General features: G+C 30.8%; 12 protein-coding genes and 14 tRNA genes. 18 read left to right on the top strand and 8 right to left on the bottom strand.

Annotated features, from left to right (window positions below):
- The first annotated feature begins 128 nt into the window (after positions 1 to 128).
- The 4 genes from FGL08_RS13035 to FGL08_RS13020 all read left to right on the top strand — a co-directional run bounded on the left by FGL08_RS13035 (position 129) and on the right by FGL08_RS13020 (position 4,492).
- Complete coding sequence (locus FGL08_RS13035) at positions 129 to 1,415, top strand: adenylosuccinate synthase (RefSeq protein WP_138211177.1); 1,287 nt, start codon at positions 129 to 131, stop codon at positions 1,413 to 1,415.
- A 277-nt stretch (positions 1,416 to 1,692) separates the two neighbouring features.
- Positions 1,693 to 3,006, top strand: a complete 1,314-nt coding sequence (locus FGL08_RS13030; RefSeq protein ID WP_138211176.1) for an aerolysin family beta-barrel pore-forming toxin — start codon at positions 1,693 to 1,695, stop codon at positions 3,004 to 3,006.
- Between the two features lie 342 nt (positions 3,007 to 3,348).
- Entirely contained in the window at positions 3,349 to 3,543 is a 195-nt protein-coding gene (locus tag FGL08_RS13025) for a DUF1858 domain-containing protein (protein ID WP_138211175.1), read from the top strand.
- Between the two features lie 196 nt (positions 3,544 to 3,739).
- Positions 3,740 to 4,492: an acyl-[acyl-carrier-protein] thioesterase gene (locus FGL08_RS13020; protein WP_138211174.1), complete on the top strand. Its 753-nt coding sequence runs from the start codon at positions 3,740 to 3,742 to the stop codon at positions 4,490 to 4,492.
- A 129-nt stretch (positions 4,493 to 4,621) separates the two neighbouring features.
- On the opposite strand, the gene FGL08_RS13015 is transcribed toward FGL08_RS13020, so the two are convergent.
- Positions 4,622 to 5,854, bottom strand: coding sequence for a BaiN/RdsA family NAD(P)/FAD-dependent oxidoreductase (locus tag FGL08_RS13015; protein WP_138211173.1), 1,233 nt, complete (start codon positions 5,852 to 5,854; stop codon positions 4,622 to 4,624).
- Between the two features lie 247 nt (positions 5,855 to 6,101).
- Between FGL08_RS13015 and FGL08_RS13010 the strand changes: the two genes are divergently transcribed.
- The 14 genes from FGL08_RS13010 (at position 6,102) to FGL08_RS12945 (ending at position 7,435) form a co-directional block, all read left to right on the top strand.
- A tRNA-Glu gene (locus FGL08_RS13010) sits at positions 6,102 to 6,176 on the top strand.
- A gap of 9 nt (positions 6,177 to 6,185) precedes the next feature.
- Positions 6,186 to 6,261: transfer RNA gene (locus FGL08_RS13005), tRNA-Val, on the top strand.
- A 147-nt stretch (positions 6,262 to 6,408) separates the two neighbouring features.
- Positions 6,409 to 6,483 (top strand) — tRNA-Glu (locus FGL08_RS13000).
- 10 nt (positions 6,484 to 6,493) lie between these two features.
- Positions 6,494 to 6,569 (top strand) — tRNA-Val (locus FGL08_RS12995).
- Between the two features lie 6 nt (positions 6,570 to 6,575).
- Positions 6,576 to 6,652, top strand: a tRNA-Asp gene (locus FGL08_RS12990).
- A 5-nt stretch (positions 6,653 to 6,657) separates the two neighbouring features.
- Positions 6,658 to 6,733, top strand: a tRNA-Thr gene (locus FGL08_RS12985).
- A 25-nt stretch (positions 6,734 to 6,758) separates the two neighbouring features.
- Positions 6,759 to 6,833: transfer RNA gene (locus FGL08_RS12980), tRNA-Glu, on the top strand.
- 10 nt (positions 6,834 to 6,843) lie between these two features.
- Positions 6,844 to 6,919, top strand: a tRNA-Val gene (locus tag FGL08_RS12975).
- 6 nt (positions 6,920 to 6,925) lie between these two features.
- A tRNA-Asp gene (locus tag FGL08_RS12970) sits at positions 6,926 to 7,002 on the top strand.
- A 5-nt stretch (positions 7,003 to 7,007) separates the two neighbouring features.
- Positions 7,008 to 7,083, top strand: a tRNA-Thr gene (locus FGL08_RS12965).
- Positions 7,084 to 7,109: 26 nt separating this feature from the next.
- Positions 7,110 to 7,184 (top strand) — tRNA-Glu (locus FGL08_RS12960).
- An 11-nt stretch (positions 7,185 to 7,195) separates the two neighbouring features.
- Positions 7,196 to 7,271 (top strand) — tRNA-Val (locus tag FGL08_RS12955).
- Positions 7,272 to 7,278: 7 nt separating this feature from the next.
- A tRNA-Asp gene (locus tag FGL08_RS12950) sits at positions 7,279 to 7,355 on the top strand.
- A gap of 4 nt (positions 7,356 to 7,359) precedes the next feature.
- A tRNA-Thr gene (locus FGL08_RS12945) sits at positions 7,360 to 7,435 on the top strand.
- 124 nt (positions 7,436 to 7,559) lie between these two features.
- On the opposite strand, the gene FGL08_RS12940 is transcribed toward FGL08_RS12945, so the two are convergent.
- From FGL08_RS12940 to FGL08_RS12910, 7 genes are all read right to left on the bottom strand, one after another.
- Positions 7,560 to 8,237 carry a Crp/Fnr family transcriptional regulator gene (locus tag FGL08_RS12940; RefSeq protein ID WP_138211172.1) on the bottom strand — a complete coding sequence of 226 codons (678 nt, stop codon included), beginning with the start codon at positions 8,235 to 8,237 and terminating at the stop codon, positions 7,560 to 7,562.
- 98 nt (positions 8,238 to 8,335) lie between these two features.
- Entirely contained in the window at positions 8,336 to 8,782 is a 447-nt protein-coding gene (locus tag FGL08_RS12935) for a gamma-glutamylcyclotransferase family protein (RefSeq protein WP_138211348.1), read from the bottom strand.
- Complete coding sequence (pcp, locus tag FGL08_RS12930; protein ID WP_138211171.1) at positions 8,782 to 9,423, bottom strand: pyroglutamyl-peptidase I; 642 nt, start codon at positions 9,421 to 9,423, stop codon at positions 8,782 to 8,784. The genes FGL08_RS12935 and pcp overlap by 1 nt, the downstream gene beginning before the upstream one ends.
- A gap of 28 nt (positions 9,424 to 9,451) precedes the next feature.
- Positions 9,452 to 10,381, bottom strand: a complete 930-nt coding sequence (locus FGL08_RS12925) for a DUF979 domain-containing protein (protein WP_138211170.1) — start codon at positions 10,379 to 10,381, stop codon at positions 9,452 to 9,454.
- Positions 10,382 to 10,395: 14 nt separating this feature from the next.
- Complete coding sequence (locus tag FGL08_RS12920) at positions 10,396 to 11,064, bottom strand: DUF969 domain-containing protein (protein WP_197733560.1); 669 nt, start codon at positions 11,062 to 11,064, stop codon at positions 10,396 to 10,398.
- A 214-nt stretch (positions 11,065 to 11,278) separates the two neighbouring features.
- A complete protein-coding gene (locus FGL08_RS12915) occupies positions 11,279 to 12,262 on the bottom strand; it encodes an ATP-binding protein (RefSeq protein ID WP_138211168.1) in 984 nt (327 codons plus the stop codon).
- Positions 12,255 to 13,223, bottom strand: a complete 969-nt coding sequence (locus tag FGL08_RS12910) for a DnaD domain protein (RefSeq protein WP_138211167.1) — start codon at positions 13,221 to 13,223, stop codon at positions 12,255 to 12,257. Before FGL08_RS12910 ends, FGL08_RS12915 begins: the two co-directional genes overlap by 8 nt.
- Between the last annotated feature and the right edge of the window lie 10 nt (positions 13,224 to 13,233).

Below are 13,233 nucleotides of genomic sequence, written 5' to 3'. Positions count from 1 at the left end.
CGTTTTATTATTGATATTTAATTAGCTATTTGATAAGATAAAAATGTATGATTAAATTAAGTGTAGAACATAATTAATGTATAAATTAAAAGAAGTTAATCTTCTTAAATGAAAGAGAGGAATGCGTAATGGCAGCTTTTATAGTACTTGGAGCTCAATGGGGTGACGAAGGAAAAGGAAAAATGACTGACTATTTAGCAGAAGAAGCAGGGGTTGTTGTAAGATTTCAAGGTGGAAATAATGCTGGGCACACAGTAATAGTTGGAGATAAGGAATACAAACTTCATTTAATTCCATCAGGAATATTATATGAGGATAAACTTAATATATTAGGTAATGGTGTAGTTATAGACCCAGAAGCATTGTTTACAGAAATAGATTACTTGAAAGAACTAGGTGTTGATGTAACACCAGAAAGACTTGCAATAAGTGATAGAGCACAAGTTATAATGCCTTACCACAAAGTTTTAGATGGATTAAAAGAAAAGTGGAGAGGTAAAAATGACATTGGAACTACCGGGAAGGGTATAGGACCATGTTATACAGATAAGGCTGAAAGAAGTGGAATAAGAATATGTGATTTACTTCATAAGGAAGTATTAAGAGAAAAATTAGAGGATAATTTAGCTCTTAAGAATAAAATCATAGTAGATGTATTAAATGGCGAAGAAATTGATTTTGAAGAAACCTATAATAAGTATTTAGAGTTTGGTGAAAAGATAAGACCATATGTTAGAGAAACGTCAGTTGAGATATATAATTCTATAAAGGCTAATAAAAATGTATTATTTGAAGGAGCACAAGGAATGCTTCTTGATATAGATTATGGTACATATCCATATGTAACATCATCAAATACTATGGCTGGTGGAGTATGTACAGGTACAGGTATAGGTCCTACAATGATTACAAATGCTGTAGGAATTGGTAAGGCATATACTACAAGAGTGGGTAAAGGACCATTCCCAACAGAGCTAAATGATGAAATGGGAGAACATATAAGACAGGTAGGTCATGAATTTGGAGTTACTACAGGAAGAGCTAGAAGATGTGGATGGCTTGACCTTGTAATTTTAAAAACTACTGCTAGAGTTTCTGGTCTTACAAGTTTTGCTATAACAAAAATGGATACTTTAGCTGGTATAGAAAAAGTAAAAGTTTGTGTTGGATATGAGTTAGATGGAAAAGTAATTGATTACTTCCCAGCTAGCTTAGAGGATTTAGCTAAGTGTAAACCAGTATATGAAGAGTTTGATGGATGGGATGAAAGCATAGCAGAAGCAAGAAGTTATGAAGAATTACCAGAAAATGCAAAAATTTATTTGAAAAACATAGAGAAATTTACAGATACTAAAATTTCTATAGTTTCAGTTGGACCAAAGAGAAATCAAACTATAAGAGTATGTGATCTTTAAATTTAATAGTAATAATATAGAGGCTAACCATGATTGTATGGGATAGCCTCTTTTTGCATAGTAAATTATCAGAAGTTTATCATTAGAATACTAAGCTCTCTTTCCCATGATATCAACAAATTTAAACATTCCATTTGGATAAAAGGTGAATGTAATGTTATAAGTTAACATTTTGTAACAACTATATACATTTTATGTCTTTTTATGTTAATATAATTGTAAGAATTCTACTGATATAATAACTTTCACTAAAATTATTATTAAGGAGGAATTGTTTATGTTAAAAAAATCTTTTTTTAAAAAGGCAATTTGCGCATCTTTGGTGGTGCTACAATGTTTAATATTAGTGCCACCAGCTCAAACATTGGCATCAACAGATCTGCCGACAAAACGAAAAACTTCAATTGAACTATTTAACTATGAAGATCATGAAGACTTAAAAGCTAAAATTATTAAAGACCCATATTTTATAAAGAATTGGGCTAACATGGCTCATTGTTTGGGATTTGGATGGTGCCTCGGTACAGCATCAAAAGAAATAGGGGAAGATTTTGAATTTAAAAGAGCAGAAGAAGAAGGAAAAACAGTATATTATTTATCAGCTAGATACAATCAAAATGATCCTTACGCTGAAGGCTATCGCCCGCATGATAGGCTTGTTATGAAGATTAGTAATGCTAGGTTTGTTATCGATCATGATTCATTAACTTTAGGAAAAGCTAAAGTTATAAGTCTAGATCCACTGGCATCATCAACTCTTCAAGTAGTAAATAAAAGTAATTCTGAAGCTAAAACATCATTATCTTTTGGATATGAAACTACTGAAAGTACTTCCAAAACGGATCACGTTAAATTCGGAGAAAAAATTGGAATTAAGTCATCATTTAATGTTAGAATTCCATTTATAGGAGAAAAATCAATTGAAACAAATCTTGAATTCAATTCAGAGCAGGGTTGGTCCAATACGAAAACTAACTCTGTAACTACTAAACATACAATTTCTCATACAACAACAACACCTGCAAAGAGCAGGAAAAAGGTACGATTAAATGTTCTTAATAAAAAGTCCGACATACCATATGAGGGTAAGATATATATGGAATATGATATAGAGTTTTTTGGTTTTTTAAGATATACTGGAAATGCGCGTAAAGATCATCCTACAGATAGACCTAGTGTATCAGTAAAATTTGGGGGAAAAAATAATATGAGTGCGGTAGATCATATTATAGATTTGTACAAGCATAAAGATATTAATGGCTATTCAGAATGGGATTGGAATTGGGTTGAAGAAAATTTTTATGATAGATTTAGTGAATATTCATCTAATGTTGCTAGTCAATATTTTGGGGGCATTATTTCTGGTGTATTTACTAATGTGGGTGGAACAGATGTAAAAGTTGAAGAAGGTAGAGAAAGGGCACTTAAAAATACAAGTTCTACAGAACAAAATGTCGAAGTACAGAATTTTAAAAGCTCTAAATCTAAAGAGTTTAGAGTGGGTAGTTTAACATATACTACTCCTAATGGAGAACAGACCATATATCCTGAAGACGTATCATCTCTTAACGCTAACAACAATGAGAATTAATATATAATAAACATTAGTATATGTGTTTTAAAATATAATTTTAAGTAGCATTATAAATTATAACTAACGATTCAGATAACGCAAAAGAGTGGAAATGATAATTTTTCCGCTCTTTTACTATTTATGTAAACCTTGATTTTTTAAAGGGCTAAATATGAATAAAAGAAAATTTTTAAACTTTATAGAATGAAAGATTATATATAAGTATTGACTTAAATTTAAGTAATATGTAAAATTTAAGACAATAAATTAGGCAAATATATACTAAAGAATAATAAAAAGAGTTATAATATATCATAGTAAGTAGAAAATCCAAAACATAAATGAAGAGGAGAGATTAACATGAAAATAAATAAAGAAATGACTATAGGTGAAGTTGTAAGACAATATCCAGACGTAGTTGAAGTTCTAATGAGTTTTGGAATGGGATGTGTTGGATGTCCATCAGCGCAATCTGAGACATTAGAGGAAGCTGCTATGGTTCATGGAATGGATATAGAACAATTAATGAATGCTTTAAATGATAAAGTTCAATAATATATTAGTATATAATTTAAGCTATACAGAGTTATTTAAAAGATAGTTTAACAACATAAAATATAAAGGCTTATGGTAGGAGTCTACTATAAGTCTTTTTTCAAATAGGTGTTTGATAGTAGTAATTTAAGTTTATATTTATAATAAGTAAAATTATTAAATAAATTTATACAAAATATTATATAAGGGTGATGATATGGAAGGTATTGTTACAGATAAAACATTTGAAGTTAATTTCCATGAAATAGATTATAAAAAAAGAGCCTTATTTACAAGCATAATGCAATATTTCGAAGATGTATCCATGGAACAATCAGAAAAACTAGGTATTGGATTGGAATATTTAAAAGAAAATAATATAGCTTGGATATTATATAAATGGGATATAAAAGTTAATAGCTATCCATCCTATGGAGAAAAAATAGTAGCAAGGACTATACCATGTGGTTGCAGAAAATTTTATGCTTATAGAAATTTTGAGATTATAGATAGCAGTGGAGAGGTAATTGTATTAGGGCATAGCATATGGTTCTTAGTGGATATAAATAAAGGAAAACCTAAAAGGGTTACAGAGGAGCTTCAAAGTAAATATGGTCTAGATGGAGTAAAAAAAGAACCTTTTACAATAGAAAAAATTAATTTGCAAAAAGAGGATTTTGATTATAAAAAATTATTTGATGTGAGATATAGTGATATAGATACAAATCTTCACGTTAATAATGTTAAGTATATTTCCTGGATTTTAGAAACCATACCTTTAGATATAATTTTAGAATATACCTTAAAAAGGTTAACTATAACCTATGAAAAAGAAGTGAAATATGGAGATAAAATTAATGTCTATGGTGACATCATAAGCAGGGAAGATGATGTTATTGTATTTGAACATAAAATTGATAATTCTGAAGGTAATAGGGTAACTATTGGAAAAACTTATTGGTCTAAATAAAAATTTAAAGGACTCTGATAATTGTTTTTTAATAAGAGATAGAAAAATAAAATTATCCCGTTAAATAAACTTATATAGTATTTCGTAGGTTTATTTAACGGGATTATATTTTAAACTTAGATTTTGTTATTATACTTGTTTTGAAAGAGCAGATCTAGATGATACGACGCCAGAACTCCAAGCCCATTGTAGATTAAATCCACCACAATCACCATCGATATCTAAAATTTCTCCTGCAAAATATAATCCAGGAATAATTTTAGACTCTAGAGTTTCTTCATCGACCTCTTTAGTGTTTATACCACCTGCAGTAACTTGAGCTTCTCTAAAGGTATTAGTTCCTGAAACTTCAAAAGTCCAGTTTTTTAAGTTATTTAAAAGATTTTCCTTTTCATCCCAAGTTAAGTGGTACGCTTCTTTATGGATATCAGTTACTCCACTTTCTTTTAAAAATATAGGGATTAATTTTTTGTTTATAATTCCAATAAAACAATTATATATACTTCTATAACCAAAAGCCCCAAAGTGATTTTCTAGAAAGTTTCTTAAGTGTTCTTTCGACATTTGAGGGAACATATCTATAGTTAAGTTCATATTATTACTTTCAGACTTAGAGGAAGCAATTCTGCTTAACTGTAAAATAGGAGGACCAGATATACCATAATCAGTAAATAAGATTTCCCCATATTCCTTTTTTATAGATTTACCTTCTACAAGTATTTCAGCGGAACCTTCAAATTTCACACCGGAAATAGCTTTTAATTTATCATGATTTAATTTTATTTGTACTATAGAAGGGATAGTATTTATAATTGAATGGCCTAAATTTTTAGCAAGAGTATATCCACTTCCATCAGAACCGGTGCCAACATAGGATTTTCCTCCAGTACATAATAGTACCTTCTTACTTTTTAATATATCTTTTTCTGTATATATGTAAAATATATCTTTTTTTAATTCGATATTTTTTACTTTACTATTTAATTGTAAATTAATTTCCCTTTCTTCAATAGCAAGTTTTAAAATATCTAAAACAGCAGAAGATTGTAAGGAAAGAGGATACATTTTTCCACCTTCCAAAGTTCGTAACGGAAGTCCAATAGAACTAAAAAAGTTAATAGTATCTTCATTATTAAACTGATTTAATACTTTTTCACCGAAACCGTCTAAATCACTATGATATCTTTTTATATTGATATATTTATTACTAATATTACATCTACCATTACCTGTAGTTAAAATTTTTCTTCCAATTCTATCTGTACCTTCTAACAAAGTTATATTAGAGTTAAAATCCTTAGCAATAATAGAAGCTACAAGGCCTGAAGCGCCTCCACCTATAATAATTAAGTCTTTAATCATTTTAGCCTCCTATATATAATAAAATAATTATATAAGTATATAATAACAGTATACAATAAAAGCATTGAATAATGTATTAAAGTATAGATTATTAATATAATTTATATAAAACAACAAAAAGATTAAAAAAAATGTTGACATATTAATAAATTTTCGGTATGATATACCTTGTCGGATAGCTGAACAAGTTGCTCTGATAGCTTAAATTATTAGATAAACCTTTAAAGATTAGAGAGACTGACAATATGGCTCCTTGGTCAAGCGGTTAAGACACCACCCTTTCACGGTGGTAACAGGGGTTCGATTCCCCTAGGAGTCACCATTAATTTATGGGCGCATAGCTCAGCTGGGAGAGCATCTGCCTTACAAGCAGAGGGTCACAGGTTCGATCCCTGTTGTGCCCACCATAAGTTATTTAGTAAATTTTTTCTTTGAAATATTTATGTGTTAATTTATATTCTTAGTTAAACGATTACTGAATTTCTCTAATAATAAACTTTAAAAGTATTGCAAACATTTTAAGTTTATGTTAAAATATTAAAGACTTAAAACAAGGCTCCTTGGTCAAGCGGTTAAGACACCACCCTTTCACGGTGGTAACAGGGGTTCGATTCCCCTAGGAGTCACCATTAATTTTATGGGCGCATAGCTCAGCTGGGAGAGCATCTGCCTTACAAGCAGAGGGTCACAGGTTCGATCCCTGTTGTGCCCACCATAAAATGGCCCAGTGGCTCAGTTGGTTAGAGTGCCGGCCTGTCACGCCGGAGGTCGAGGGTTCGAGTCCCTTCTGGGTCGCCATTTATGCTGGCATGGCTCAATTGGTAGAGCAGCTGACTTGTAATCAGCAGGTTGTAGGTTCAAGTCCTATTGCCAGCTCCATTAATTTAAAAAACAAACTAAATATGGCTCCTTGGTCAAGCGGTTAAGACACCACCCTTTCACGGTGGTAACAGGGGTTCGATTCCCCTAGGAGTCACCATTAATTTTATGGGCGCATAGCTCAGCTGGGAGAGCATCTGCCTTACAAGCAGAGGGTCACAGGTTCGATCCCTGTTGTGCCCACCATAAAATGGCCCAGTGGCTCAGTTGGTTAGAGTGCCGGCCTGTCACGCCGGAGGTCGAGGGTTCGAGTCCCTTCTGGGTCGCCATTTATGCTGGCATGGCTCAATTGGTAGAGCAGCTGACTTGTAATCAGCAGGTTGTAGGTTCAAGTCCTATTGCCAGCTCCATTAATTTAAAAAAACAAACTAAATATGGCTCCTTGGTCAAGCGGTTAAGACACCACCCTTTCACGGTGGTAACAGGGGTTCGATTCCCCTAGGAGTCACCATTAATTTTTATGGGCGCATAGCTCAGCTGGGAGAGCATCTGCCTTACAAGCAGAGGGTCACAGGTTCGATCCCTGTTGTGCCCACCATAAAAATGGCCCAGTGGCTCAGTTGGTTAGAGTGCCGGCCTGTCACGCCGGAGGTCGAGGGTTCGAGTCCCTTCTGGGTCGCCATTATGCTGGCATGGCTCAATTGGTAGAGCAGCTGACTTGTAATCAGCAGGTTGTAGGTTCAAGTCCTATTGCCAGCTCCAAAGCTTCTAGAAGATTTTCTAGGAGCTTTTTTAATTTTAAAAAACTTTTATATAACTGAAGAACTGCTTAAAGTATATTCTAATATATAAGTATAGTTTAAGCAGTTTTTATTATTAATATTATTTAACTTTGACACATGGATTTAAGAGCATCTAAATTCTTAACTACAATTTTTTTATCTCGAATGTCAAGAATATTTAATTGCCTTAATTCTTTTAGTACTTTAGTAACGGTTATTCTTGAACATCCAATTAAATTAGCAAGAGTTTGATGTGTTAGGTGAGTTTTAATTATATATTCATTAGCTTCTTTTTTGCTATCTTGAACTGTAAGCCTATACAAAGTATTTGCTACTTTAGTTTTTGAGGAACTGAATATAGCATCAGACATCTGAGAAATTGATATTCTATACTTTCTAGTTATGCTATGTATAAAAAAGCTATATGCTTTAGGATTTTTATCTAAATAAGAATCTAATATATTTTTAGGTATAAAAGATATGGTGCTAGGTTCCATGGCTTTTATAATGGAGTGTGAACCACCACTTACAAAATAATTTGATTCACCAAAGATTTCACCAGCCCTCAAGATATAAAGTAACTTTTCGGTTCCCTTAGAGCTATACAATGAACCTTTCACCTTTCCATTAATTACGATACCTACAAATCTTTCTTCTTCGTATATCTTAATTAGGTCACCTTTTTTAAAGTCTTTTTTCTTACCTAGAGGAGCTAACATATTTAAGAAAAAGCTTCTCATTTCTTCTTGTTTTTTATAATCAAATAAATCTTCATATATCATATTTCATACTCCTTGTAGTAAAAAATTATTAAAAGAGAATTACTATCTATTATAAATCAAAAAGAAGATAAAATAAATACATAGTAGGAATAATCCTACTATGTATTCATGTATTTTCTCCAATCGCCATGTTTAATATACACAAGGTTATCTTTATTTACCTTAGTTTCATTGTAATTATACATATAGGCATAGGCCTTTATTGTTTCATGGTGTATTGAAGAACTGTTATTTAGTTTATCAGTATCTAATAACTGAACATCTATAAGCATTCTATTGTACTCATTATCTGGATTATTTTCTCCTAAAAATCCTTCCATGGCATCCATAGCTTTTAAGTTGTTTTCAAAATCTTTTATAGTGATTAATTCACCATACACTACATCGTCACCTTTTAATAAGGCAGGATAACCTTCTTTTTTCATGTGAAATAACTTTCCAGTTGTTTTTACTTTTTTAGAAGTTAAAACTTTACCTTTAAGATATTTATCATAGTTAAAGAAGCCATCCATAAGACTTCCGTAGACAAATATACATTCTGTCATTAACAAATTTTACCTCCAGTTTCTTTTATATCCTCAGTATTTTCAACGGCTGCCTTAATACAAAGTTCAAGACCTTTTGTTATAAGTTCTAGAGACATGCTCGGCATATTTCTCTTTTCTGTAACTTGTTCTGGTATGAATGGAACGTGAATGAATCCACCTTTCATATTAGGGTACTTTTTATCTATAAGATAAAGTACACCATACATTACATGGTTGCATACAAATGTACCAGCTGTATTTGATATACTACCAGGAACACCATTCTCCTTCATTTCTTTTACCATAGCTTTTATTGGAAGGGATGTGAAGTATGCAGGCGCACCATCTTTAAATATAGGTAAATCAATAGGTTGATTACCTTCGTTATCTTCTATTCTAGCATCATCCATATTTATAGCTACTCTTTCTGGACTTATTTCAAACCTTCCACCAGCTTGCCCTATACAAAGTACTATATCAGGATTATGTTTAACAATGGCTTTTTCTACTTCAGCAACAGATTTTTTAAATACAGTTGGTATTTCTATTTTTATAATTTCTGCACCAGATATACTATTTTTTAACCCTTTTACAGCCTCTAAGGCAGGGTTTATTTTTTCTCCACCAAAAGGATCAAAACCAGTAACTAAAACTTTCATTATTAATACCCCCTATTTATCAATAAATTTAAAATGCTAAGAAATACATAAGTGCTATATGAATTATTAGTAATAATATAGCTACAGGAGCTTGGGATATTATTACTCTATTTTTATTTTTACTTTCCAATAAAGCAGCAGGAACTATGTTGAAGTTTGCAGCCATTGGAGTTAATAATGTTCCACAATATCCAGCAGTTAAAGCTAGAGCACCAGCTATAGCAGGGTTAGCACCTTGGGCAAATACAAATGGAACACCAACACCAGCTGTTATAACTGCAAATGCAGCGAAGGCATTTCCCATTATCATTGTAAATATAGCCATTCCTAAGCAGTAAGCTGTAACACCTAATAAGATATTTCCTTGAGGAATTATTGTTGATATTCCTTTAGAAATAACCTGACCAACTCCAGCAGCAGTAAATACAGTTCCTAGAGCTGCAAGTAATTGAGGAAGTATACTAGAAGATCCAACTTGTTGTAACATCCTATCACCATCAAGAGCAATATTCTTTGCTGGAGATTTAGTTATAAATAAAGTAAGAATAAGACCTGCTAAAGCTGACATACCTATAGCTACTTGACCACCAAGCTTAGTATATTGAGCTACAGCAAAAGCTACTACAGCTAAGGCTAAAGAAGGAATGAATATTTTTCCACCAATTTTTTTGGATTGTTCTTCTCTAAAACTATCAGAAATAGTTTTAATAGAACCAATTTTAACTTGTTTAGTTAATGTAAGAAGACCTATTATTAAAAGTAGAGCACCTACTAATTTAGAAGGAACGTATTTTCCGAATATAAATATGAAGCCTAATATAGACCAAAATGAAGCTGTACCAATTCTTGTAGGATGTTTGTCATCTTTTAATATAAAATAAGTTGTCATTAGCATTATAATACCAGTTAACATATAGAAAAATTCCAATAACATTATTGAGATTTGCTTTATATCCATAATTTCAATCCTCCTTATTTATTTTTTTTCATTTTCATATCTAACTTTTTATCTAACCATAGGAATTGTAATGATCCAAGAATAAATGCACATATAGCTATAGGAATTGAATATTTAGCTACATCTACCTGAGTTACTTTATACCCAAGTTCGCTTAAAGTTCCTACAATTAATAAAACTCCTGAATTTGCAATGAAAACGTTCTGTCCGTAAAAGTTACCATAGTTTTCAGCAGCAGCAGCCATACCTTTTATAACGTCTTCACTCTCTTCATCCACATCTTTATATTTACTTATGGCAGCACCCTGTGCCATTGGGTTGATAAGAGGTCTTATAAATTGAGGATGTCCTCCAAGTCTTACAGAAGCTATAGCAGCTAATTCTCTTATAAATAAGTAAAGAACTAAAATTCTACCAGTAGTAAGTTTTTTAGCTTTTTGTATAAGGTCTATAGCCTTTTCCTTTAAACCGTATCTTTCACATATACCTATAACAGGTAAGGTAAGTACAAATAGTGTCATATATCTTGTTTCAACAAAAGATTTGCCGAGAATATCTAAGAAGGACATGAAGTCAATACCAGATACAAGTGCAGTAACTATACCAGACACTATGACTACTGAAATAGTATCTAGTTTTAGAATGAATCCAATTATTACAATAAGTATACCTAAAAGTTTTATCATTTTATAACCTTCCTTTCTTTTCTTAAAAATTTTTTATTTTGAAAGTTTTAAATATGTTATTATTAATTATACGAATAATTTTAAAATTTTTCTGTAGTCTGCACTACAAAGTCGAACAATAAGTGATAAAAAACGACATACAAACATTTATTTTAGTATAAAAAAGAGTACCTTATTATGAAGCAAAGTACTCTTTTGAAAAATATTTCTATTAATCTATTAATTTTGTTAAATTATTCCTTATCCTAATATCTTCACCGTAAAACTTACATATGGTGAAGTTTCCTAATAGTCTTGATGTTATCCTCTCGGAATAATTTTCCATTAAGTATTCCAGTTGATAATTTGAAGATATAAGCATGCTCTTATTTTTTAACAGCTTTTTATTAATTAAATTAAATAATTCGGATCTACTTATATCAGTTTTATGTTCTGTGCCTAAATCATCGATTATAAGTAAGTCACAATTTAGAATAGATTCTTCTAACTCTTTATTGCCATGAAATCTAATTTCATTTAAATTTTTTATTAATTCATCGGCAGTTTTATATATTACAAGATAACCTTTGTCTAAAAGCTCCTTCGCTATACAATAAGAAAGGAACGTCTTTCCTGTCCCAGAACCACCATAGAAGAATAAATTTTCCCCAGTTGAATAAAATGTATTTATAAAGTTAGTTGCCTTCGAAAATATTTTTCTCATATTCTGCCTAGGGGATTCAGGTTCATTATTACCTCTATTATCCCTATACAAATTTAAATTAAAACTTTTAAAATTATTTTCACTAAGAGAATCCCTTAAGTCAGAATTTTTATAGTATATATCTGCTAGGTGTTTTTTATAACAATCACATCTAGTAGCTCCTATAAATCCAGTATCATTGCATTTGCTACATTGAAAATGTAGATTTAAGTAGTCCATAGGATAACCTTTTTCAACTAGGAGTTCAGATTTTTTCATTTTAAGATCTGTAATAGTATTTTTTAATTCGTGTAAGTAATTATCTCTATTATCCATCTGTTTTAAAGTATTTATAGATACATCTATACAAAGTTTTGCAATTTTCTTTTCTATAGATATAACTTCTGGAAGAACTTTTTCTATTTCATCCTTTCTACTTTTAAGTTCAGATTTAGATTTTTCTTGAAGAATTTCATAGATCTTTGCAATTTCTTCTTTATATTTTCTAATCATTCCTATCCCATCCTAGTAATTTTTTCTCTAAATCATTAAAATCATAATTTCTCTGTTCATAGTTTCCAAAACTTCCTTTTGAAACAGTCTTACCTTTATAGTATTTAGGAGATTTTTTTCTGTTTTTTTCAATATCTTCTATAGATTTAACACCATCTTTAAACCAACTATTTAAAATCCCATCTATATATTTAAAATCAGCTTTGTTTATTCGTTGAAAGCATATATCACAAGCGTTATAGATAACTTCAATAGGGAATTTATATGTATTTATCCACTTTGTGATTAATTGTTCTTGTGGTTTCATAACTTCGGAGTTTTGCATTCCTAGATATGTAAGTATTTTTTTAATTTTAATCCATCTATCTTCGTGTTGTTTAATAAATATTTGAGCATCATCTATAGACCTTATATTTTTATCATGCCAAACTATAGCTATTTTTTCTATATATCTGTAATCAGTCTTTCCCTTTGAAACACAATACTGTATAAGTATTAGTATTAGCTCAGGAGAAAAGTTAAAGTCTTTTTGCCAACTTAAATACATGGTCATTTCTTTAGATGAAAGGGGACGACCTAAAAATTTTTCTATGTCCTGGAGCATTTCTTTTATAGAATTATCATATAACTCTTCTAATAAATTGATCTTAGTATCATCCTCACAATTATTTAAATCTAAGAATTCTATAGAGTAGTTACCACTATTATCTACAGGCGTTAGTTTTACAACTCCTTCATCATTCCAGAATGTCCAAGCATTTAAAACTTCTGATTCTAATAAGTTTAAACTACTAGCTATAATAGAAGAAGAAGCACCAACTTCCCCACTTAGTGCATATTTTAATCCCAGTAGATATATTTTAACGTATTCACCCCTTGCTTTTGGCATATATTTTTCAATAAATATATTACTAACAAAAGTGAATTTATTGTTTTTATTATTAAACATAAAGGTATTCATGTACCCTCAA

Source organism: Hathewaya histolytica, from assembly GCF_901482605.1.
GTDB lineage: Bacteria > Bacillota > Clostridia > Clostridiales > Clostridiaceae > Hathewaya > Hathewaya histolytica.
Note: the sequence above shows the minus strand (reverse complement) of the source record. Positions and strands in the feature narration are given on the sequence as shown.

What these genes read in the sequence shown, in the direction of transcription:
- FGL08_RS13035 (WP_138211177.1), top strand. Translation starts at nt 129, where the DNA reads ATGGCAGCTTTTATAGTACTTGGAGCTCAATGGGGTGACGAAGGAAAA.
- FGL08_RS13030 (WP_138211176.1), top strand. Translation starts at nt 1,693, where the DNA reads ATGTTAAAAAAATCTTTTTTTAAAAAGGCAATTTGCGCATCTTTGGTG.
- FGL08_RS13025 (WP_138211175.1), top strand. Translation starts at nt 3,349, where the DNA reads ATGAAAATAAATAAAGAAATGACTATAGGTGAAGTTGTAAGACAATAT.
- FGL08_RS13020 (WP_138211174.1), top strand. Translation starts at nt 3,740, where the DNA reads ATGGAAGGTATTGTTACAGATAAAACATTTGAAGTTAATTTCCATGAA.
- FGL08_RS13015 (WP_138211173.1), bottom strand. Translation starts at nt 5,854, where the DNA reads ATGATTAAAGACTTAATTATTATAGGTGGAGGCGCTTCAGGCCTTGTA.
- FGL08_RS12940 (WP_138211172.1), bottom strand. Translation starts at nt 8,237, where the DNA reads ATGATATATGAAGATTTATTTGATTATAAAAAACAAGAAGAAATGAGA.
- FGL08_RS12935 (WP_138211348.1), bottom strand. Translation starts at nt 8,782, where the DNA reads ATGACAGAATGTATATTTGTCTACGGAAGTCTTATGGATGGCTTCTTT.
- pcp (WP_138211171.1), bottom strand. Translation starts at nt 9,423, where the DNA reads ATGAAAGTTTTAGTTACTGGTTTTGATCCTTTTGGTGGAGAAAAAATA.
- FGL08_RS12925 (WP_138211170.1), bottom strand. Translation starts at nt 10,381, where the DNA reads ATGGATATAAAGCAAATCTCAATAATGTTATTGGAATTTTTCTATATG.
- FGL08_RS12915 (WP_138211168.1), bottom strand. Translation starts at nt 12,262, where the DNA reads ATGATTAGAAAATATAAAGAAGAAATTGCAAAGATCTATGAAATTCTT.
- FGL08_RS12910 (WP_138211167.1), bottom strand. Translation starts at nt 13,223, where the DNA reads ATGAATACCTTTATGTTTAATAATAAAAACAATAAATTCACTTTTGTT.